This is a genomic window from Cellulomonas sp. B6, assembly GCF_001462455.1.
Lineage (GTDB): Bacteria > Actinomycetota > Actinomycetes > Actinomycetales > Cellulomonadaceae > Cellulomonas.
Window position 1 is genome coordinate 1 of sequence record NZ_LNTD01000179.1, and the last position, 21,538, is coordinate 21,538.

The window sequence follows — 21,538 nt, forward strand, 5'->3', positions numbered from 1 at the left end:
GCACGCCGAGCGGGGCGCCCGGCGTGGGCGCCGGGCCGTTCCGCTGGTCCGCGGCGAGGGGGTCGGCGGCGGCCGGCGCGCGGAGCGCCGGGTCGTCCGTCGTGGGGGTGGTGGGTGTTCCGTGCAGCACGACGGTCTCCCGTCCTTCGTCGGTCCGTGGGCACCTGCTGGCCGTCCCGAGGCGTCCGAGCACGACGTGCGCCCGGACGTCCGGCACGGTGAGGACGAGCTCGGCGAGCGCGGCGAGCGCCGTCGACGTCGAGCCGTCGGGGCCCCCGAGCCCGACGGCACGCGCCGCCCGGTCGGGGTCGATCTCGTGGAACGTCCGCAGCAGCGAGCCGCCGCCGCTGACCTGCACGACCACGTCGTGCGGGAGCGTGACCGCGCTGCGCACGGCCTCGCGGAAGCGCACGGTCCCGGCGATCTGGCGGCCGAGGCCCGCGAAGGCCTGCTCGACGTCCCCGACCGCCGCGCCCGTCACGGACGACACGCACGTCGCCCCCGTGTCGCGGGGCGTCGGGCGGGGCAGCGCCGCGAGCCGGGCGCGCATCGCGCGGTCCGCGTGCGCGTAGTGCGGCGTGTGGAACGCGCCCGCGGTCGCCAGCGGCGTCGACGCCGTACCGGCCGCCTCGAGCCGCGCGGCGAGCGCGCACAGCGCCGTCAGCGGCCCGCCGAGCACGACCTGCCGCGGACCGTTGTCGCACGCGACGTGCACGCCGGGCGACCGTGCGACGAGCGGTGCGAGCGCGTCGAGCCCGGCGCGCACCGCGAGCATCCCGGTGTCCGGCGCGCCCGTGCGCATGCACGCGACGCGCGCGGCGACCACGTCGAGCACGGTGTCCTCGTCGAGCAGCCCCGCGGCGTGCAGCGCGCCGAGCTCGCCGACGGAGTGCCCGAGCGTCACCGCGGGGAGCACGCCGATCTCGGCGAGCGCGGCGGTCGTCGCGAGCGCGGTCACCGTGAGCAGCGGCTGCGCGACGGCGGTGTCGTCCACGCCCGGGTCGGTGACGCCGGACGCCCACGCGTCGGACAGGTGCGGACGCAGCGGCGGGCCGTCGAGCCGCTCCGCGAGCCGGTCCTCGAGGCGGCGCACGTGGGCCGCGTAGGTCGGCAGCAGCCGTGCGAGGGCCGCGTGCTCGCCCGTGCGCTGGCTGCCCTGCCCGGGGTAGAGCAGCAGCGCGCGGCCGGGGCCGGTGACGCGGCGGACCGCGACGGTGTGCGTCGTGGGGGACGCGTCCGGCGACACGGTGTCGTCGCGCACCGCGCGCAGCCCCGCGAGCAGCGTCGGCAGGTCGGCGGCGAGCACGACCGCGCGGTGCGGCCCGGGCGGGACGAGCGCGCAGCGCGCCGCGACGTCGCCGACGCCGAACGACGTCGGCGCGTCGGGCCGGGCCACGGCGTCGTGCAGGCGTGCGGCGCGCTGCCGCAGCGCGGCGGCGTCGGGCGCGGACAGCAGGACCGGGACGGCGTCAGCCACGGCGGACCACCACCTCGGGGTGCGCGAGCACGGCGTGCGCGTCGGTGCCGCCGAAGCCGAACGCGTTGACCGCGGCCCGGCGGACGGGGGCGGCCTCGTCGGCCGGCGTCGGCACGACGAACGGGGAACCGTCGAGCAGCGGGTGCCACCCGGCGTCGTCCTCGGGCTGCGGCGCCCAGCGCCCGCGCCGCAGCGCGAGCACGACCTTGACGAGCGCGAGCGCCGCCGACGCGGCCATGGTGTGGCCGACGACGGCCTTGACCGAGCCGAGCGGCACGCTGGCCACGGGTGCGTCGGGCAGGACCTCACGCAGCGTCTCGAGCTCGGTGCGGTCGCCGACGACCGTCGCCGTGCCGTGCCCCTCCACCGCGTCCACGCGACCGGCCGGCCGGTCGCCGCGCGCGGCCCGCACGGCCGCGACCTGCCCCTCGACCGTGGGGGTCATGACCCCGGGGGCGCGGCCGTCGTTGCTGCTGCCGCAGGCCTCGACGACCGCGAGCACGTCGTCGCCGTCGCGCTCGGCGTCCGCGAGGCGCCGCAGCAGCAGCAGCGCGCCGCCCTCGCCGAGGACGAACCCGTCGGCGGCCCGTGTGTAGGGCCGGCAGATCCCCGACGGCGACAGCGCGCCGATCGCCGAGAAGCCGGCGTGGGCCTCGGGCGTGAGCGCGGTGTACACGCCGCCGACGACGCACGCGTCGACGGCGCCCGTGAGGAGCAGCGCGCGGCCGACGTCGAGGGCGGTCAGCCCCGACGCGCACGCCGAGTCCACCGCGAACGCCGGGCCGCGCAGGTCGAAGGCATGCTGCACCGCGGCGGGCACCATGTTGGCGAGGACGCCGGGCATGGTGTGCCCGGTCATGGGCTGCACGGCGCGTGCCCCGGCGGCGTGCACGGCGGCGCGCTGCGCGGCGTCGCCGGTGCCGAGCGCACCGTCGACGGTCATGGCCGCGAGCAGCGGGGCCGTGCTCACCGCGCGGTAGTCGGTCGAGCTGACGCCGACGACGGTCGCGACCCGTGCGCCGGGCCGGCGCACGTCGGTGCGGGCCCGCGCGAACAGCTCGGCCGCGAGGCCGAGGACCATGCGCTGCTGGGGGTCCATGCGCCGGGCGCGCGCGGCGGGGACGCCGTGGCGGCGGGCGTCGAACGCGTACGGGTCGGCGAGCGGCGCCATGACGTGCGCCCCCGCGCGTCGGCTGCGCTCGCCGGCGTCGGAGCGTTCCGGCCAGCGGTCCGCCGGGATCTCGCAGAACTGCGGCACCGCGCACTGCACGAGGTTGTCGAACTCGTCGAGATCGTCGGCCCCGGCGCTCCGTGCCGCCGCCGCCGTGACGGCGATGAGCGTGTCCATCGTCATGAGGCCCCCCTGACCTGCATCGATACACCGTGTATCGCACAGTAGCAGTGCGATACCGGAAATGTCATTACTTCGATGACAATTCACCGTGACGTCACCCGGTGTGGCCGTGGGTATTGTGGGTGCGGTCAGAAAATGTCGACGCCGACAAATTCTGGGGGGTGAACAATAGATTGTCGTCGGCGCCTCGCGGCAGTGACGAAGGTCCCTGCGTCGGGCTGCGGTCCGCGGCGCGCGGGCGGAGAGGTGCGAGGCTGCACGGACGTGCACGCCTGCGCCACCGGCCCACGGTTGACGCCCGCCGGGTCGCGGGGTGAGGTGGGAGCCGCGGACGACGGCGTCCGGGCACGGCACGTGCCGCCGAGCGAGGGAGGCAGGGCAGTGAAGAAGCTCATCAACGACCCGCAGGACGTCGTCGCCGAGTCCGTCGAGGGGTTCGGCCTCGCGCACGCCGACGTCGTGGCGGTGCACGCCGACCCGCTGTTCGTCGCGCGCGCGGGTGGCGCCGTGCGCGGCAAGGTCGGGCTCGTCAGCGGCGGCGGCAGCGGCCACGAGCCGCTGCACGCGGGCTTCGTGGGCGTCGGCATGCTCGACGCCGCCGTGCCCGGCGCGGTGTTCACGTCGCCCACCCCCGATCAGATCGCCCCCGCGATCGCGGCGGCCGACGGCGGCGCCGGCGTGCTGACGATCGTCAAGAACTACACGGGCGACGTGCTCAACTTCGAGACCGCCGCCGAGCTCGCCGAGGCCGACGGCGTCACCGTGCGCCAGGTCCTCGTGAACGACGACGTCGCGGTCGAGGACTCGCTGTACACGGCGGGGCGTCGCGGGGTCGCCGGCACCGTCGCCGTCGAGAAGATCGCCGGCGCCGCGGCCGAGCGCGGCGACGACCTCGACGCGGTCGCGGCGCTCGCGCAGCGCGTCGTCGACGACGTCCGCACGATGGGCCTCGCGCTGACCGCCTGCACCGTGCCGCACGTCGGCAAGCCGTCCTTCGACCTGGCCGACGACGAGATCGAGATCGGCATCGGGATCCACGGCGAGCCGGGCCGCGCGCGCGTCGGCCTCGAGGGCGCCGACGCGCTCACCGAGAAGCTGCTGACCCCCGTCGCGGACGACCTCGCGCTCACGTCCGGCGACCGCGTGCTGCTGCTCGTCAACGGCATGGGCGGCACCCCGGCGTCCGAGCTGTACGTCGTCTATCGTCGAGCACGCGCGTTGCTCTCCGAGCGCGGTGTCGAGGTGACCCGCTCGCTCGTCGGCAACTACGTGACATCGCTGGAGATGCAGGGCGCGTCGGTCACGGTGCTCCGTCTGGACGACGAGCTGACCGCCCTGTGGGATGCGCCCGTCCACACCACCGCGCTGCGCTGGTGAGAGCGGGCCGGGGACTGCGGGAGGCTGGCGGATGACGTTGGACGCGGCGTGGGCCGTCGACTGGGTGCGCCGCAGCGCGGCGACCGTCGCCGAGCACCGTGACGAGCTCGTCGAGCTCGACCGCCAGATCGGTGATGGGGACCACGGCGAGAACCTCAACCGGGGGTTCGCGGCCGTCGTCGCCAAGCTCGACGCGCTCGAGCAGCCCCCGGCCACGCCGGGCGACGTCCTGCGGCTGGTCGCGACGACGCTGATGTCGACCGTCGGCGGCGCGGCGGGCCCGCTGTACGGGACCGCGTACCTGCGCGCGTCCAAGGCCGGCGCGACGGACGCGCTCGGCGCGGCCGCGGTCGTCGCGATGCTCGAGTCCGCGCTCGAGGGCGTCGTGGCACGCGGCAAGGCGTCGGCGGGCGAGAAGACGATGGTCGACGCCTGGACGCCGGCGGTGGCCGCGGCCGTCGAGGCCGCCGACCACGGCGCCCCGCCGTCGGCGGTGCTCGCCGCCGCCGCGCTCGGAGCCCGCGACGGTGCGCAGGCGACGGTGCCGCTGGTCGCGACGAAGGGCCGCGCGAGCTACCTCGGTGCGCGCTCGGCCGGTCACATGGACCCGGGCGCACGCTCGAGCCAGCTGCTGCTCGAGGCGGCCGCCGAGGCCGCCGCCGACGCGGACTGAGCAGGACGCCGCACGGACCCGTGCGGCGCACGACGGCCTGACGACGACGTCGGGCGGAGAGGCAGGACGCGTGACCAACGAGTGGGCGCCGGTGGCGCTGGTGCTCGTGTCGCACTCGCGCGAGCTCGCCGAGGGTGCGGCACGGGTCGCGGGGCAGATGGCCCCGCGCGTCCTCGTGGTCCCGGCGGGCGGCGACGACGACGGCGGGCTCGGCACGAGCTACGGCCGCGTCGAGGCCGCCCTGCGCGAGGCGACCGCGGACGGTCGCTCGGCGGTCGTGCTGACGGACCTCGGCTCGGCCGTCCTGACGTCCGAGTCGGTGCTCGAGATGGCGGACGACGAGCTCGCCACCCGCGTCCGCGTCGCCGACGCGCCGTTCGTCGAGGGCGCCGTCGCCGCCGCGGTCACGGCGCACGGCCGGGCCGACCTCGCGGCGGTGCTCGCGTCGGCGCAGGCCGCGGCGGCGTCCTTCGCGCCGGCCTCCGACGCGTCGCCCGTCGCACCGCCCGCCGGGCCCCCGACGAGCCCCGGCGGCGACGCCCGCGGGGACGTCGTGCTGCGCAACCCGCTCGGCCTGCACGCGCGGCCCGCCGCGCTGATCGTCCGGATGCTCGCGCCGTTCGACGCGAGCGTCCAGGTCAACGGCGTCAACGCCGCGAGCGTGCTCGACCTCATGAAGCTCGGTGCGGTGCAGGGCGACCTGCTGACGGTCACCGCGCAGGGGCCGCAGGCGTCCGAGGCGGTCGCGCGGCTGGTGTCGGACGTCGAGGCGGGCTTCGGCGAGGTCTGAGCGGGGCGTTCCCGGACGCCCGTTAGCCTGGGCCGATGAGCACGCAGCCGCCCGCGCCGCCGCGCCCCAAGCGCCCGGCGAAGCCGCAGTTCACCCAGGCGACCCTCCTGCTCGAGGCGTTCGTGGTGTTCTTCGGCACGCTCGTGGCGTACGGCCTGCGGGTCGCACCGCCGGCGACCGTGTGGACGCTCGGCGGCGTGACGTGCGCGGTGCTCGTCCTGCTGTCGGGCTACGTCGGGCGCCCGGGCGGCTACCTGGCGGGCACGTTCGCGCAGGTCGCGGTGCTCGGCTTCGGCGTGCTGGTGCCCATGATGTTCGTGGTGGGCGGCGTGTTCGCGGTGATGTGGCTGGTCGCGCTGCGCCTGGGCGGGCGCATCGACCGCGAGCGGGCCGAGTGGGACGCGGCGCACCCGCAGGGCGTCGCCGGCACCTGACGGACGCGGTCCGCGCCCGCCGCCCGGCCACCGTTAGGGTGACGCCCATGACTGACGCACCCGCACCGCAGCGCACGCTCGTCCTGGTCAAGCCCGACGGCGTCCGGCGTGGGCACGTCGGCGAGGTGCTGCGACGCATCGAGGCGAAGGGCTACACGCTCGTCGCCGTCGAGCTGCGGCACGCCGACGAGGCCCTGCTCGTCGAGCACTACGCCGAGCACGCCGGCAAGCCGTTCGTCGGTGCGCTCGTCGACTTCATGCGCTCGGGCCCGGTGCTCGCGGCCGTCGTCGAGGGTCACCGGGTGATCGAGGGCTTCCGCTCGCTCGCCGGCGCCACCGACCCGACGCTCGCGACGCCCGGCACGATCCGCGGCGACCTCGCTCGCGACTGGGGCACCAGGCTCATCGAGAACGTCGTGCACGGCTCGGACGGCGAGGAGTCCGCGGCGCGCGAGATCGCGCTCTGGTTCCCCGCTCTCTGAGGGTCGCGCGCCGGCCGTCCCCGCACGCCCCCGGGCCACGCCCGGGGGCGTGCGTGCGCCGCGCCGGGGCCGCCGTTGCCTAGGCTGCGTCCGTGCACCTCAAGACCCTGACCCTGCGCGGGTTCAAGTCGTTCGCCTCGGCGACGACGTTGAGCTTCGAGCCGGGGATCACGTGCGTCGTCGGGCCCAACGGCTCCGGCAAGTCGAACGTGGTCGACGCGCTCGCGTGGGTCATGGGGGAGCAGGGTGCCAAGTCGCTGCGCGGCGGCAAGATGGAGGACGTCATCTTCGCCGGCACGGCGGGGCGCCCGCCGCTCGGACGTGCCGAGGTCGCCCTGACGATCGACAACGCCGACGGTGCCCTGCCGATCGAGTACTCCGAGGTCACGATCTCGCGGACCCTGTTCCGCAACGGCGGCTCGGAGTACGCGATCAACGGTCGTGGCTGCCGGCTCCTGGACATCCAGGACCTGCTGTCGGACTCGGGCCTGGGCCGCGAGATGCACGTGATCGTCGGGCAGGGCCAGCTCGACGCCGTGCTGCGCGCGACGCCCGAGGAACGCCGCGGGTTCGTCGAGGAGGCCGCGGGCGTCCTCAAGCACCGCAAGCGCAAGGAGAAGGCGCTCCGCAAGCTCGACGCGATGCAGGGCAACCTCACGCGTCTGGGCGACCTCACCGCCGAGATCCGCCGCCAGCTCGGGCCGCTCGGCCGGCAGGCGGAGGTCGCGCGCAAGGCGGCCGTGGTGCAGACGGACCTGCGTGACGCGCGGGCGCGGCTGCTCGCGGACGACCTCGCGCAGCTGCGCGCCCGGCTCGAGCAGGAGATCGCCGACGAGTCGGCCGTGCGCGAGCGTCGCGAGCACGTCGAGGCCGGGCTCAGCGACGCCCGCACGCGCCTGGCGGCGCTCGAGCGCGAGGCCGCCGAGGCCGCTCCCGCGGTCAGCGAGGCGAGCGAGGTCTGGTACCGGCTGTCGGCGCTGCGCGAGCGCGTGCGCGGCACGGCCTCGCTCGCCGCCGACCGCGCGCGACTGCTGGGGGCGCCGACGACCGAGCGCAGCGGGGGGCAGGACCCGGACGACCTCGAGGCGCAGGCCGAGCGTGTCCGCGCCGCGGAGGTCGAGCTCGCGCGCGAGGTCGACCTCGCACGGGCCGCCGTCGACGCGGCGGCCGCGCAGCGGCAGGAGGCCGAGCGTGCGGCAGCCACGGCCGAGAAGGCGCTGGCCGACCTGCAGCGCGCCGCGGCGGACCGCCGCGAGGGCGTCGCCCGGCTGGCCGGGCAGGTCGCGGCGCGTCGCAGCCGCCTCGAGGCGACCGAGGCCGAGATCGGCCGGCTGCGGGCCTCCCTCACGGCCGCCGAGCAGCGGGCGCAGGACGCGACCACGCAGTTCGCGGCGCTCGAGACGCAGGTCGCGGGCGTCGAGGAGGGTGAGGAAGGTCTCGACGCCGAGCACGAGAGCGCCGTCGAGGCGCTCGACGCCGCGACCGAGCAGGTCGCCGCCCTGGAGGAGGCCCTGCGTGCCGCCGAGCGCGAGCGGGACCAGCAGTCCTCGCGCGTCGAGACCCTCGAGCTCTCGCTGTCGCGCAAGGACGGCGCCGGCGCGCTGCTCGCGGCCGACGACCTGCCGGGCGTCGTCGGCTCCGTCGCCGCGCTGCTCAGCGTCGCGGAGCGCGACGAGGAGGCCGTCGTGGCCGCGCTCGGCGCGCTGGCCGACGCGGTCGCTGTCGAGTCGGTCGACGCCGCGGTGGACGCGATCCGCCACCTGCGGACCGAGGACGCGGGCCGGGCGACCCTGCTCGTCGCGGGGCCGGCCGCGGACGGGGCGCGTGCGCTGCCGCCCGGTGCGGACCGGGCCGTCGACCTCGTGCAGGCGCCCGCGGCGGTCCGCGACGCCGTCCACGCGCTCCTGGCGGACGTCGTCGTCGTCGACGACCTCGCGACCGCCCGTTCGCTGCTCGCGGCCCACCCGGACGTGGTCGTCGCGACCCGTGCCGGGGACGTGGTGTCGCGCCACCACGCGTCGGGCGGCTCGGCCTCCGCTCCCAGCGCGCTGCACCTGCAGGCCGCGCTCGACGCCGCGCGCGACGCCGGGCAGCGCGCGACCGCCGACGCCGAGCGGCTGCGCTTCGAGCTGACGGCCGCGCGCGACGCGCGGACCGCCGCGCAGCGTGCCGTCGACGCGACGCTCGAGCGGCTCAACGAGTCCGACGCGGCGCTGGCCGCGGTGGCCGAGCAGCTCGGGCACCTCGGTTCGGCCGCGCGCGCCGCGCGCGCCGAGGCGGAGCGCGTCGAGCGGTCGCTCGAGGCTGCCAGCACGACCCTCGCGGAGGACCACGCGACGCTCGCCGACCTGACGGCGCGGCTCGCGGCGGTGCAGGACACCCCCGAGGACTCCGAGGCGGCGATCGCGGAGGCGACCGCGCACCGTGACGCCGAGGCGGCGGCCGCGACGGCGGCCCGTGGCCGCGAGACCGAGACCCGGCTGACCCTGCGGACGAGCGAGGAGCGGGCGCGCGCGCTCGCCGGGCGGGCGCAGTCGCTCGAGCGCGCCGCGGCCGCCGAGCGCGCGGCCCGCGAGAAGGCGGCGCGCCGCGAGCGCGAGCGGGCGCGGCAGGTGGGTGTCGCGCGTGCGGTGCACTCCGGTGCGACGCGGACGGGGGAGGCCCTGGACCGCGCGCTGGTCCGGGCGGCGCACGAACGGGACGCGGCCGAGGCGGCGCGCGCCGAGCGGGACCGTGCGCTCGCCGACGTCCGCGGGCGGGTCGACGCGCTCGGGCGGGACCTCGCCGAGCTCACGGACGTCGCGCACCGCGACGAGGTCGCGCGCGCCGAGCAGCGGCTGCGTATCGAACAGCTCGAGACACGGGCTGTCGAGGAGCTGGGCCTCGACCCCGAGGTCCTGCTCGACGAGTACGGGCCCCACCGCGAGGTCCCGGTCGTCCTGCCGCCGGGTGTCGAGCCCGCCGCCGACGCCCCCACGGCCGTGCCCTACGTGCGCGCCGAGCAGGAGAAGCGGCTGCGGGCGGCGGAGCGGGCGCTGACCCAGCTCGGCAAGGTGAACCCGCTCGCGCTCGAGGAGTTCGCGGCGCTCGAGGAGCGGCACCAGTTCCTCGTCGAGCAGCTGGCCGACCTCAAGAAGTCGCGAGCCGACCTGCTGGAGATCGTCAAGGACATCGACCAGCGCGTCGAGCAGGTGTTCGCCGACGCGTACCGCGACACCGCGGCGGCGTTCGACGAGGTGTTCCCGCGGCTGTTCCCCGGTGGTGAGGGCCGGCTCGTGCTGACCGACCCCGACGACATGCTCACCACGGGCATCGAGGTCGAGGCGCGTCCCGCCGGCAAGAAGGTCAAGCGGCTGTCGCTGCTCTCGGGCGGCGAGCGCTCGCTCACGGCCGTCGCGCTGCTCGTCGCGATCTTCAAGGCGCGCCCGAGCCCGTTCTACGTCATGGACGAGGTGGAGGCGGCGCTCGACGACGCGAACCTGGGTCGCCTGCTCGAGATCTTCCGGGAGCTGCAGGACGACTCGCAGCTCATCGTCGTGACGCACCAGAAGCGGACGATGGAGATCGCGGACGCGCTGTACGGCGTCACGATGCGGGGCGACGGCGTGACGACCGTCGTGAGCCAGCGGATGGGGGACGACGCGACGGCCTGACCGCGCCGATATCATCCCATGACCACGCCATGACCTGGGCAGACGCCCAGCTCGGTCGCAGCGGCACGCGCGGTGTGAAGGTTCGGCGCGGGTTCGGCCACGGTCGCGTGCGGCGCCGCGCGGGACGTGCCGGACCGGCGGACACTGGGACCGTGCCCGTCGTGATCGTCGTCCTCGTCGCCCTGCTCGTCGCCGCCGCCGTGCTCGTGGTCGTCGGCGTCACCACCGAGCACGAGCGCGACGCAGAGGGTGGCTGGCAGGCGTTCCGGCGCGGGCTGCGCGGTCGACGCCACCCGGACGACGCGCAGCGCGAGGCCGCCCGGGCCGCGTCGGCCGACCCGGTCGACCTGTCGCTGGCGGACTTCCTGCGGGCCACGGTGTCGGAGGGCGACGGCTACCTGCACCCCGACGAGATCTCGGACGACCTGCAGCGGGCGCGCGAGCGGGCGGCGCAGGTCCTGCGCGCCCGGCGCGAGCAGGGCGCGGCGCAGGACCCGGCGCCGCGCTGACGACGGCGCACGCGTCACGGGCCGCCGCGGCGTCGCTGCGGGGCCGGCCCGAGCGGGTGTCCGTCGGAGCGTGACGACGCGGCGATCGCGGAGCCGGGTCGCCCGCACCGCCCGACGCCCGACAGACTGTCCACGTGGACCCCAACGATCTCCTGCCGTACCTGATCGGTGCCCCCGTGCTGCTCGCGGGCGCCGTGGCCGCCGTCGTCGTGCGCCGTCGCCGCTCGGGCACGCCCTCCGTCGACGACCGCACGACGCCCACGCCCCAGGACGCGAGCGGCCCGGCGGCACCCCCGCACCCGCCCGCGTCCTCGCCGGACGTCGAGCAGGTGCCGCCCGTCGCCGCACCGGACCGTGCGCCCGACCTCCCGTCGGACGGCACCGTGGACCTCGACGTCCCGGACACCGCCGAGCTGACCGCGCCGCCGCTCGAGACGCCCGCCCCGACCGCGGGGCGCCTGCGCCGTCTGCGCGAGCGTCTGGCCCGCTCCGGCTCGCCGCTGGGAGCCCGCCTGCTCGGCGTGCTCTCGCGCGACCACCTCACCGAGGACGACTGGGACGAGCTCGAGGAGACCCTGCTGCTCGCCGACGTCGGTGCCGGGCCCACCGACGAGCTCATCGACGCGCTGCGCACGCGCGTGCGCGTCGAGAGCCTGCGCGACGGCGCCCAGGCGCGTGAGGTGCTGCGCGAGCAGCTGCTCGCGCTCGTCGACCCCAGCCTCGACCGGTCGCTGCGCACGGCCCCCACCATGGGCGAGGACGGGTCGCGCGTCCCGGCGGTCGTGCTCGTCGTGGGCGTCAACGGCACCGGCAAGACGACGACCGTCGGCAAGCTCGCGCGCGTGCTCGTGGCGGACGGCAGCAGCGTCGTGCTCGGTGCGGCGGACACCTTCCGCGCGGCCGCGGCCGACCAGCTCGAGACGTGGGGCTCGCGCGTCGGCGTGCCCACCGTGCGCTCGGACCGCGACGGCGCCGACCCGGCCGCCGTCGCGTTCGACGCGGTGCGCACGGGTGTCGCCGACGGGGTCGACGTCGTCCTCGTCGACACCGCGGGACGCCTGCAGAACAAGGCCGGCCTGATGGACGAGCTCGGCAAGATCACGCGCGTCATCACGCGGTCGGCGCCGCTGTCGGAGGTGCTGCTCGTCCTGGACGCCACGACCGGGCAGAACGGCCTGAACCAGGCGCGCGTCTTCGGTGAGGTCGCGGGCGTGACCGGCATCGTCCTGACCAAGCTCGACGGCACCGCCAAGGGCGGGATCGTCGTGGCGGTGCAGCGTGAGCTCGGCGTGCCGGTCAAGCTCGTCGGCCTCGGCGAGGGTCCGGACGACCTCGCGCCGTTCGACCCCGAGGCCTTCGTCGACGGGCTGCTCGGGGGCTGACCGGACCGACCGGGGGCCGGGACGCCGCGTCCCGGTCCCTGGACGTCCGACCGGCAGGAAACGCAACGTTTACGCGCAGGAGCCTGCTGTCACACGGGCGTAACCGCACCGCCCGTCCCGCGAAACGGCGTCGCTCCACAGTTGTCCCCGTCCGGCCGCCTGGCTGGCGAGGGGAGAGCAGACATGGAGTGGGACACCGGAGCGGCGGCCTGGATGCTGACGTCAGCATCGCTCGTGCTCCTCATGACGCCGGCACTGGCGTTCTTCTACGGGGGCATGGTCCGCGGCAAGTCCGTCCTCAACATGATGATGATGTCGTTCGGCGCGATGGGCGTCGTCGGCGTGGTCTACGTGCTGTGGGGCTGGTCGATGTCGTACGGCTCGGACGTCGCCGGGATCTTCGGCAACCCGTTCGACCAGTTCGGCCTGAGCGGCACGCTCTTCGACGCGGACGGCGCGGCCGTCGCGAGCCCGCTCGGCAACTACCCGCAGGTCATCGACGTCGCGTTCCAGGTGACGTTCGCGATCATCACGGTCGCGCTCATCAGCGGCGCGCTGGCCGACCGCGTCAAGTTCGGCACGTGGATCGCGTTCGTCGCGGTCTGGGTGACCGTCGCGTACTTCCCGATGGCCCACATGGTGTGGGGCGGCGGCCAGCTCTCGGGCGCCGAGGGCTCGATCGCGGCGGCGATCTTCGGCACCACCGACGGCGTGGCGAACACCGCACCGATCGACTTCGCGGGCGGCACCGTCGTCCACATCAACGCCGGTGTCGCGGCCCTCGTGCTCGCGCTCATCATCGGCAAGCGCAAGGGCTTCGGCACCGAGGCGATGCGCCCGCACAACCTGCCGTTCGTCATGCTCGGCGCCGCGCTGCTGTGGTTCGGCTGGTTCGGCTTCAACGCCGGCTCGGCGTTCGGCGCCAACGAGACCGCGGGCCTGGCGTGGGTCAACACGACCGTCTGCACGGCCGCCGCGATGCTGGCCTGGCTCGTCACGGAGAAGATCCGCGACGGTCACGCGACGTCGCTCGGCGCCGCGTCGGGCATCGTGGCCGGCCTCGTCGCGATCACGCCGGCCGCGGGTGCGCTGCGCCCCGTGACCTCGATCGTGCTGGGCGTCGTCGCCGGTGTGCTGTGCGCGCTGGCCGTCGGGCTGAAGTACAAGTTCGGGTACGACGACTCGCTCGACGTCGTGGGCGTCCACCTGGTCGGCGGCCTCGTCGGCACGGTGATGATCGGCTTCCTGGCCGACGACGGCGGCCTGTTCTTCGGGGGCGGCGCGAACCTGCTCGCCATCCAGGTCGTGATCGCGGTCGTCGCGGTCCTGTTCTCGGGTCTGACCACCGCGGTCATCGGCCTGATCCTCAAGGCCACGCTCGGCTGGCGCGTCTCGCAGGACGTCGAGGTCGGCGGCATCGACCTCGCGGTGCACGGCGAGACCGCGTACGAGAACCTGGGTGGCGCTCGCATCGTGTCGGAGGTGAAGTGATGACGAAGCTCGTGACGGCGGTCATCCAGCCGCATCGGCTGGACGACGTGAAGTCGGCCCTCGAGGCCGCGGGTGTCCGCGGTCTGACGGTCAGCGAGGCCAGCGGCTACGGCCGCCAGCGGGGCCACACCGAGGTCTACCGCGGTGCGGAGTACACCGTGGACCTCGTCCCGAAGGTGAAGATCGACGTGCTCGTCGCCGACGAGGACGTGGCCGGGGTCACCGAGGTGATCGTCCAGGCGGCGCAGACCGGCAAGATCGGCGACGGCAAGGTGTGGGTCGTCCCGGTCGAGGACGTGGCCCGCGTCCGCACCGGCGAGCACGGCGACGACGCGCTCTGAGCAGGAGCTGACCAGGTGCTGACCAGGAGGGTCACGGCTCACGGATGACGAACGGACGGCCGCCCGCGGGGGGCGCGGCCGGGCACGGGTCCTCGCCGCAGGTCCCGCACCCCGCTGGGGTGCGGGACCTGCGTGCTGGGAGGCTCGACCTGGCCGCACGGATGATGGGACCGGGCAGCGACGGCGTCGCACGGCGGCGCGCGGTCGCCGACCTCGTGGTCGGCGCGCTGGCCGGGCTGTGGCACGAGGCGACCGAGGGTCGCGAGGTGCAGGGCGTCGCGCTCGGCGTGGTCGGGAGCGTGGGGCGTGGCGACGCGAGCCCCGTCTCGGACCTCGACCTGCTGCTCGTGCACGAGGGACGCGGGCACTCGGCCGCCGAGCTCGCGCGGCTCGCCGAGCGGCTGTGGTACCCGATCTGGGACGCGGGCCTCGACCTCGACCACTCGGTGCGCTCGCTCGCGCAGTGCCGTCAGGTCGCCTCGAAGGACCTGCCGGCCGCGGTCGGGCTGCTCGAGCTGCAGCCGGTCGCGGGCGACGGCCTCGTCGTCGCTCGCGCGACGTCGGCCCTGCTGGCCGACTGGCGGTCGGCGGCGCGTCGTCGGCTGCCCGAGCTCCTCGCCTCGACGCGGCAGCGCGCCGAGCGGCACGGCGAGCTCGCCTACCTCATCGAGCCCGACCTCAAGGAGGCGCGCGGCGGGATCCGCGACGCGGTCGTGCTGTCGGCGCTCGCGGCCACCTGGCTGACCGACCGGCCGCACGGCGCCGTGGACCACGCGTACGCGCACCTGCTCGACGTGCGCGACGCCGTGCAGGTCGTCACGCGTCGGCACACCAACCGCCTGCTGCAGGCCGACCAGGACGAGGTCGCGGCCCTCGTCGGCTTCGACGACCGCGACGACCTGCTCGCGTCGATCGCCGAGGCGGGTCGCGTGATCTCGTACGCGCTGGACACGACCGCGCGCAACGCCCGGCAGGCGCTGCAGCGCCCGGCGCGCGGTCCGATGATCGTCCGCGGCCGCCGCACGCCGCCGCGGCTGCGCACGATCGCCGAGGGCCTCGTCGAGCACGACGGCGAGCTCGTGCTCGCGGTCGACGCGCGCCCCGCCGACGACCCCGTGCTCTCGCTGCGGGCCGCCGCGACGGCGGCACGCACGGGCCTGGTGCTGTCACCGGTGACAGTCGCGAGCCTCGAGGCCACGCCGCCGTTGCCCGTGCCGTGGCCGCGGGCCGCGCGCCAGCAGCTGGTGCACCTGCTGGGATCCGGCCCGGCGCAGGTGCCCGTGTGGGAGGCGCTCGACCTCGCGGGCGTCGTCACGACCTGGATCCCCGAGTGGGCGGGCGTGCGCAACCGGCCGCAGCGCTCGGCGATCCACCGGCACACGGTCGACCGGCACCTCGTCGAGACCGTCGCGCGCGCGGGGCGTGACCGCCGCGCGGTCGAGGCCCCGGACACGCTGCTGCTCGCCGCCCTGCTGCACGACGTCGGCAAGCGCGCCGGCGCCGGCGACCACTCGGTCGAGGGCGCGCGGCTCGCGGGGCCGATCGTCACGCGCATGGGCTTCGGCGCCGACGTCGCGGCGGACGTGACGCGGCTGGTCCGCGAGCACCTCACCCTCGCGGAGCTGGCCACGACCGCCGACCCGCAGGACCCGGCGACGCTCGCGCGGCTGCTCGACGCCGTCGACCACCGTGCCGACCTGCTCGCGCTGCTGCGCGCGCTGACCGAGGCGGACGCGTCCGCCGCCGGTCCCACGGCGTGGACGACGTGGCGCGCGACGCTCGTCGACGACCTGACCGCCCGGGCCGCACGGGCGCTGGCGGGTACCCTGGGACGTCCGTAGCCGTTCCGTCCGACCCCGCGAGGCCAGGTTGTTCGCCACCCTCTCCGACCGTCTCACGTCGACGTTCAAGAACCTGCGCACGAAGGGTCGCCTCTCCGAGGCGGACATCGACGCCACGATCCGCGAGATCCGGCGTGCGCTGCTCGACGCCGACGTGGCCGTGCCGGTCGTGCGCCAGTTCACCGGTGCCGTGCGCGAGCGTGCGCTGTCGGCCGAGGTGTCCGCCGCGCTGAACCCCGCGCAGCAGGTCGTCAAGGTCGTCAACGAGGAGCTCGTCGCGATCCTCGGCGGACAGACCCGCACCGTCGCGTTCGCCAAGCAGCCGCCCACCGTGATCCTGCTGGCGGGCCTGCAGGGTGCGGGCAAGACGACGCTCGCGGGCAAGCTCGCGCTGTGGCTGCGCGAGCAGGGCCACACGCCGCTGCTGGTCGCCGCGGACCTGCAGCGCCCCAACGCGGTCACGCAGCTGCAGGTCGTCGGTGAGCGCGCCGGCGTGCCGGTCTACGCGCCGCACCCCGGCAACCAGGGCTCGGACGACGTGCTGCCCGCCGGCGCCGACCCCGTCGCGGTCGCGCGCTCGGGTCTCGAGACCGCGCGCCAGCGCCAGCACGACGTGCTGATCGTCGACACCGCCGGCCGTCTCGGCGTCGACGCCGAGCTCATGTCGCAGGCGTCCGACATCCGCGACGCGGTCGACCCCGACGAGATCCTGTTCGTCGTCGACGCGATGATCGGCCAGGACGCCGTGACGACCGCGCAGGCGTTCGCCGACGGCGTCGGCTTCACCGGTGTCGTGCTCTCGAAGCTCGACGGCGACGCCCGCGGCGGTGCCGCGCTGTCGATCGCGAGCGTCACGGGCCGTCCCATCATGTTCGCCTCGACCGGTGAGAAGCTCACCGACTTCGAGGTGTTCCACCCCGACCGCATGGCCTCGCGCATCCTCGACATGGGTGACGTGCTCACGCTCATCGAGCAGGCCGAGAAGGCGTTCGACGCCGAGCAGGCCGAGAAGATGGCCGGCAAGCTCGTCGGCGGCGAGGACTTCACGCTCGAGGACTTCCTCGTGCAGATGCAGCAGCTCAAGAACATGGGCTCGCTGAAGAAGATGTTCGGGATGCTGCCGGGCATGGGGCAGATGCGTGAGGCCCTGGAGAACTTCGACGAGCGCGAGGTGGACCGCATCGAGGCGATCATCCGCTCGATGACGCCCGGGGAGCGGCAGAACCCCAAGATCATCAACGGCTCGCGCCGCGCGCGTATCGCCCGCGGCTCCGGCACCACGACCAGCGAGATCAACCAGCTGCTCGAGCGCTTCGAGGGCGCCAAGAAGATGATGCGGCAGATGGCGCGCGGCGGCGGCATGCCGGGCGGCATGCCCGGCATGGGCAACCTGCCGGGCATGGGCGGCAAGAAGTCGCGCGGACGGCAGGCGCCGCCCAAGCGTGGCAAGGGCTCGCGGTCGGGCAACCCCGCGAAGCGAGCCGAGCAGGAGCGGGCCGCCGCGGCGCGCGCCGCCGGGGAGGCGCCTCCCGCGCCGTCCGGGTCGGCGTTCGGGCTCGGCGGGGGCGCCCCGCAGCAGGACGAGGCCGCGTTCGACCCGGGCACCCTGCCCGCGGGGCTGGGCGACCTGTTCAAGGGGCGCTGACCGGCGCATGATCACGCACCTGCGCGGCACCGTGGTGCTCGGCGACGAGCACGAGGTCGGTGAGGCGTGGGTCGTGGGGGACCGGCTCACGCTCGAGCAGCCCGCCGGTGCCCCCGAGGCGGTGCTCGAGGGCTGGGTGCTGCCCGGGCTGGTGGACGTGCACTGCCACATCGGCCTCGCGGCCGACGGCGCGGTCGACGCCGCGACGGCCGAGCGGCAGGCGGTCGCCGACCGCGACGCGGGCGTGCTGCTTGTCCGGGACGCCGGCTCGCCCGCGGACACCGCGTGGGTGCACGCGCGCGACGACCTGCCGCGCCTGCTGCGCGCGGGGCACCACCTGGCGCGGCCCAAGCGGTACCTGCGGCACTACGCGCGGGAGCTCGGCGACCCGGCCGACCTGCCGGCTGCGGTCCGCGAGGAGGCGGCCCGCGGCGACGGCTGGGTCAAGCTCGTGGCCGACTGGATCGACCGCGACCTCGGGCCCGACGGCGACCTGCGGCCGTTGTGGCCGGACGACGTCCTCGCCGACGCCGTGGCCGCCGCGCACGCCGCGGGCGCGCGCGTCACGGCCCACACGTTCAGCCACGAGGCGCTCGACCCGCTGCTGGACGCGGGTGTCGACTGCCTCGAGCACGCGACGGGCGCCACGCCGGCCCAGGTCGAGCGGATCGCGGCGGCGGGCGTCCCGGTGACCGCGACGCTGCTGCAGGTCGGGCAGTTCGGCGCGATCGCGGCGCAGGGCGAGGCCCGCTACCCGCGCTTCGCGGCACGCATGCGGGCGATGCACGAGCGGCGCCACGCGCACGTGCGGGACCTGCACGACGCCGGTGTCCCGCTGCTCGTCGGCACCGACGCGGGCGGCACGATCGGCCACGGCCGGATCGCGGACGAGGCGGCCGAGATGGTGCGCGCCGGGATCCCCGCGCACGACGTCGTCGCGGCGGCGTCGTGGCGCACGCGCGCGTGGCTCGGCGTCCCCGGCATCGCGGAGGGCGCGAGCGCGGACGTCGTCGTCTACGCGGACGACCCGCGCCGTGACGTCGCCGAGCTGGCGCGCCCCGTCGCCGTCGTGCTGCGCGGGGTCCGCGTGCGATGAGGCGCGTGGCGAGCAGTGCTCGCCGTCTGGCAGAATGGCCCGCTGTACTCGGCCCGTGCAGCCCCTCTACCTGCCCGGTGCCGCGTCCTCCGGCCTGACCGGTGCGCCCCACCCCACGGGCGGCACCGCGACGCCACCCCGCAGACCTCAGGAGAACACCACCTCGTGGCTACGAAGATCCGTCTCAAGCGCATGGGTAAGATCCGCGCGCCGTACTACCGCATCGTCGTCGCCGACTCGCGCACCAAGCGCGACGGTCGCGTGATCGAGGAGATCGGCAAGTACCACCCCACCGAGGAGCCCTCGCTCATCGAGATCACCTCGGAGCGGGCCCAGTACTGGCTGGGCGTCGGTGCGCAGCCGACCGAGCAGGTCCTCGCGCTGCTCAAGATCACCGGTGACTGGCAGAAGTTCAAGGGCCTGCCGGGCGCCGAGGGCACGCTGCGCACCAAGGCGGCCAAGGCCGACCCGAAGGCAGCCGTCGAGGCCGCCGCCGCCGACGCCGAGAAGGTCAAGGCGAAGGCGTCGGAGAAGAAGGCCGAGACGTCGGAGCCCGCCGCTGACGCGGCTCCCGCCGAGGACGAGCAGGCCTGATGCTGGCCGACGCGCTCGAGCACCTGGTGCGGGGCATCGTCGACCACCCCGACGACGTGCGCGTGCGCTCGTCGTCGCTGCGGCGCGGCGAGATGCTCGAGGTGCGTGTGCACCCCGAGGACCTCGGGCGCGTCATCGGCCGCTCCGGTCGCACCGCGCGCGCGCTGCGCACGGTGGTCGGCGCGTTGTCGACCGACGGTGCCGTGCGCGTCGACGTGGTCGACGTCGACCGGCGCTGACCAGGACACCCGACGGCCCGGTCCCTCGACGAGGGGCCGGGCCGTCGTCGTCCCCGACGACGCGTCGGGGGAGGGAGTGACGATGCTGCTGACCGTGGCACGGATCGGTCGCGCGCACGGGCTGCGCGGCGAGGTCGCGCTCGACGTGCGCACCGACGCGCCCCATGAGCGGTTCGTCGTCGGAGCACGGTTCGTGACCGACCCCGCAGCGGCCGGACCGCTCGAGGTCGTGCGCGTGCGCGAGGCCCAGGGGCGCTGGTACGCGACGTTCGCGCAGGCCGCCGACCGCACCGCGGTCGAGGCGCTGCGCGGCGTCGAGCTGCTGGTCGACCCGGACGACGACGAGGGCGACGACGACGGCTGGTACCCGCACGAGCTGGTCGGGCTGCGCGTCGAGCACGTCACCGACGGGCGCGTGCTGGGCGAGGTCGTCGGGCTCGAGCACCTGCCCGCGCACGACCTGCTGGTCGTCCGCGAGCCCGACGGCGCGCGCACGCTCGTGCCGTTCGTCGAGGCGATCGTGCCGGTCGTCGACGTCCCCGGCGGACGGGTCGTCCTCGACCCGCCCGGCGGGCTGCTCGCGGCCGACGCCGAGCACCTCGTCGTGAGCGACGAGACCCGCGGCGACGCGGCGGAGGGCTGAGCGGTGCGCGTCGACGTCGTCTCGATCTTCCCCGAGTACCTGGCGGCGCTCGACCTGTCGCTGGTCGGCAAGGCGCGCACCTCGGGCCTGCTCGACCTGCGCGTGCACGACCTGCGGGACTGGACCGGGGACCGGCACCGCACGGTCGACGACACGCCCTTCGGCGGCGGTGCGGGCATGGTCATGCGCCCGGACGTGTGGGGGCGCGCGCTCGACGACGTCATGACGCCGCAGGCGCACCTCATCGTCCCGTCGCCCGCCGGGCGCCGGTTCACGCAGCGGATGGCCGAGGAGCTCGCCCGTGAGGAGCAGCTCGTCGTCGCGTGCGGACGGTACGAGGGCATCGACGCGCGCGTCGCGGAGCACTACGCGGCCCGGGGTCGCGTCACCGAGCTGTCGCTGGGCGACTACGTCCTCAACGGCGGGGAGGTCGCGGCGCTCGTCGTGGTCGAGGCCGTCGCACGGCTGCTGCCCGGTGTCGTCGGGAACCCCGCGTCGCTGGTCGAGGAGTCGCACGGCGCCGCCGGGCTGCTCGAGTACCCGGTCTACACCAAGCCCCCGACGTGGCAGGAGCACGAGGTGCCCGAGGTGCTGCTGTCGGGCCACCACGCCCGCATCGAGCGGTGGCGCCGCGACCAGGCGCTGACGCGCACGGCCGAGCGTCGACCCGACCTGGTGACCGGGCTCGACCCCGCGACGCTCGACCGGCGCGACCTGGAGGTGCTCGCGGCGTGCGGGTGGGTCGTGGTCGACGGTCGCTGGGAGCGGCTCGCGGTCTGACGCCCGACGCGTCGGTCCGGCCCCGCCCGCGCGGACACGGGCGGTCGGTGCCGGGCGGGATTCGGTCGACGGCGGCCCCTGTGGCAGACTGTCCCCTCGGTGTGCGTCTGGCGCCTCTCTGCCGCAGGGGAGGGTGACAACGACGCGCGGACCGCGACGGCCACGGCCGCCGGTCCCACCGACACGGACCCGAACCACGGGCGTCTGCCCTGCTCCGGCAGCGCGCGCGCCCGTCGATCACGTTCTGACCTGCGGCAGGGCGGGGAAGCGACACGACATGCAGACGCTCGACGCGATCGACGCAGCATCGCTGCGCCAGGACGTCCCGGAGTTCCGCCCCGGTGACACGCTCAAGGTGAACGTCAAGGTCGTCGAGGGCAACCGCTCTCGTATCCAGGCGTTCCAGGGCGTCGTCATCGCCCGTCAGGGCGCGGGCGTCCGTGAGACGTTCACGATCCGCAAGATCAGCTTCGGCGTCGGCGTCGAGCGCACGTTCCCCGTGCACTCGCCCTCGCTGGACTCGATCGAGGTCGTCACGCGCGGTGACGTCCGCCGCGCGAAGCTGTACTACCTGCGCGCGCTGCGCGGCAAGAAGGCGAAGATCAAGGAGAAGCGCGAGCAGGCTCCGGCCAAGAAGGCCTGAGCCCGGCGCTCCCGGCAGCTCGACGACGGGCGGTCACCGTGACGGTGGCCGCCCGTCGGCGTGTCCCGTCCGTGCGCCCACGCCGCGCGGCGGC

At 75.6% G+C, this 21,538-nt stretch carries 20 protein-coding genes; 18 read left to right on the top strand and 2 right to left on the bottom strand.

Annotated features, from left to right (window positions below; genetic code table 11):
* Both ATM99_RS15075 and ATM99_RS15080 read right to left on the bottom strand, forming a co-directional pair.
* A partial coding sequence (locus tag ATM99_RS15075; RefSeq protein ID WP_150118319.1) for an acyltransferase domain-containing protein occupies nucleotides 1-1,477 on the bottom strand: 1,477 nt, incomplete at its 3' end.
* Nucleotides 1,470-2,831: a polyketide synthase gene (locus ATM99_RS15080; RefSeq protein ID WP_062103687.1), complete on the bottom strand. Its 1,362-nt coding sequence runs from the start codon at nucleotides 2,829-2,831 to the stop codon at nucleotides 1,470-1,472. The genes ATM99_RS15080 and ATM99_RS15075, both read right to left, overlap by 8 nt.
* A gap of 381 nt (nucleotides 2,832-3,212) precedes the next feature.
* Here ATM99_RS15080 and dhaK point away from each other — a divergent pair, with 381 nt between their 5' ends.
* The 18 genes from dhaK to rplS all read left to right on the top strand — a co-directional run bounded on the left by dhaK (nucleotide 3,213) and on the right by rplS (nucleotide 21,444).
* Nucleotides 3,213-4,208: a dihydroxyacetone kinase subunit DhaK gene (gene dhaK / locus ATM99_RS15085; RefSeq protein WP_062103688.1), complete on the top strand. Its 996-nt coding sequence runs from the start codon at nucleotides 3,213-3,215 to the stop codon at nucleotides 4,206-4,208.
* 31 nt (nucleotides 4,209-4,239) lie between these two features.
* Nucleotides 4,240-4,881: a dihydroxyacetone kinase subunit DhaL gene (dhaL, locus tag ATM99_RS15090; protein ID WP_062103689.1), complete on the top strand. Its 642-nt coding sequence runs from the start codon at nucleotides 4,240-4,242 to the stop codon at nucleotides 4,879-4,881.
* Between the two features lie 70 nt (nucleotides 4,882-4,951).
* A complete protein-coding gene (dhaM, locus tag ATM99_RS15095) occupies nucleotides 4,952-5,671 on the top strand; it encodes a dihydroxyacetone kinase phosphoryl donor subunit DhaM (RefSeq protein ID WP_062103690.1) in 720 nt (239 codons plus the stop codon).
* Between the two features lie 35 nt (nucleotides 5,672-5,706).
* Nucleotides 5,707-6,105: a DUF4233 domain-containing protein gene (locus tag ATM99_RS15100; protein ID WP_062103691.1), complete on the top strand. Its 399-nt coding sequence runs from the start codon at nucleotides 5,707-5,709 to the stop codon at nucleotides 6,103-6,105.
* Nucleotides 6,106-6,152: 47 nt separating this feature from the next.
* A complete protein-coding gene (gene ndk / locus ATM99_RS15105) occupies nucleotides 6,153-6,587 on the top strand; it encodes a nucleoside-diphosphate kinase (protein WP_062103692.1) in 435 nt (144 codons plus the stop codon).
* Nucleotides 6,588-6,679: 92 nt separating this feature from the next.
* Nucleotides 6,680-10,240 carry a chromosome segregation protein SMC gene (gene smc, locus ATM99_RS15110; protein WP_190278849.1) on the top strand — a complete coding sequence of 1,187 codons (3,561 nt, stop codon included), beginning with the start codon at nucleotides 6,680-6,682 and terminating at the stop codon, nucleotides 10,238-10,240.
* 152 nt (nucleotides 10,241-10,392) lie between these two features.
* The gene (locus ATM99_RS15115; protein ID WP_062103693.1) at nucleotides 10,393-10,749 is read left to right on the top strand and encodes a hypothetical protein; all 357 of its coding nucleotides are present in this window, start codon (nucleotides 10,393-10,395) and stop codon (nucleotides 10,747-10,749) included.
* 134 nt (nucleotides 10,750-10,883) lie between these two features.
* A complete protein-coding gene (gene ftsY / locus ATM99_RS15120) occupies nucleotides 10,884-12,131 on the top strand; it encodes a signal recognition particle-docking protein FtsY (protein WP_062103694.1) in 1,248 nt (415 codons plus the stop codon).
* A gap of 183 nt (nucleotides 12,132-12,314) precedes the next feature.
* A complete protein-coding gene (locus tag ATM99_RS15125; protein ID WP_062103695.1) occupies nucleotides 12,315-13,622 on the top strand; it encodes an ammonium transporter in 1,308 nt (435 codons plus the stop codon).
* Entirely contained in the window at nucleotides 13,622-13,963 is a 342-nt protein-coding gene (locus ATM99_RS15130) for a P-II family nitrogen regulator (protein WP_046528087.1), read from the top strand. The genes ATM99_RS15125 and ATM99_RS15130 overlap by 1 nt, the downstream gene beginning before the upstream one ends.
* A gap of 44 nt (nucleotides 13,964-14,007) precedes the next feature.
* Nucleotides 14,008-15,804: a [protein-PII] uridylyltransferase gene (locus ATM99_RS15135; protein WP_062103696.1), complete on the top strand. Its 1,797-nt coding sequence runs from the start codon at nucleotides 14,008-14,010 to the stop codon at nucleotides 15,802-15,804.
* 28 nt (nucleotides 15,805-15,832) lie between these two features.
* Nucleotides 15,833-17,449, top strand: coding sequence for a signal recognition particle protein (ffh, locus tag ATM99_RS15140; protein WP_062103697.1), 1,617 nt, complete (start codon nucleotides 15,833-15,835; stop codon nucleotides 17,447-17,449).
* Between the two features lie 7 nt (nucleotides 17,450-17,456).
* Nucleotides 17,457-18,545, top strand: a complete 1,089-nt coding sequence (locus ATM99_RS15145) for an amidohydrolase family protein (RefSeq protein WP_062103698.1) — start codon at nucleotides 17,457-17,459, stop codon at nucleotides 18,543-18,545.
* Nucleotides 18,546-18,710: 165 nt separating this feature from the next.
* Nucleotides 18,711-19,139 carry a 30S ribosomal protein S16 gene (rpsP, locus tag ATM99_RS15150; protein WP_062103699.1) on the top strand — a complete coding sequence of 143 codons (429 nt, stop codon included), beginning with the start codon at nucleotides 18,711-18,713 and terminating at the stop codon, nucleotides 19,137-19,139.
* Nucleotides 19,139-19,378: an RNA-binding protein gene (locus ATM99_RS15155; RefSeq protein ID WP_046528093.1), complete on the top strand. Its 240-nt coding sequence runs from the start codon at nucleotides 19,139-19,141 to the stop codon at nucleotides 19,376-19,378. Before rpsP ends, ATM99_RS15155 begins: the two co-directional genes overlap by 1 nt.
* 82 nt (nucleotides 19,379-19,460) lie before the next feature.
* Nucleotides 19,461-20,021 carry a ribosome maturation factor RimM gene (gene rimM / locus ATM99_RS15160; protein ID WP_062103708.1) on the top strand — a complete coding sequence of 187 codons (561 nt, stop codon included), beginning with the start codon at nucleotides 19,461-19,463 and terminating at the stop codon, nucleotides 20,019-20,021.
* Nucleotides 20,022-20,024: 3 nt separating this feature from the next.
* Nucleotides 20,025-20,801 carry a tRNA (guanosine(37)-N1)-methyltransferase TrmD gene (trmD, locus tag ATM99_RS15165; protein ID WP_062103700.1) on the top strand — a complete coding sequence of 259 codons (777 nt, stop codon included), beginning with the start codon at nucleotides 20,025-20,027 and terminating at the stop codon, nucleotides 20,799-20,801.
* A gap of 277 nt (nucleotides 20,802-21,078) precedes the next feature.
* A complete protein-coding gene (gene rplS / locus ATM99_RS15170) occupies nucleotides 21,079-21,444 on the top strand; it encodes a 50S ribosomal protein L19 (protein WP_062103701.1) in 366 nt (121 codons plus the stop codon).
* Nucleotides 21,445-21,538 lie beyond the last annotated feature (94 nt).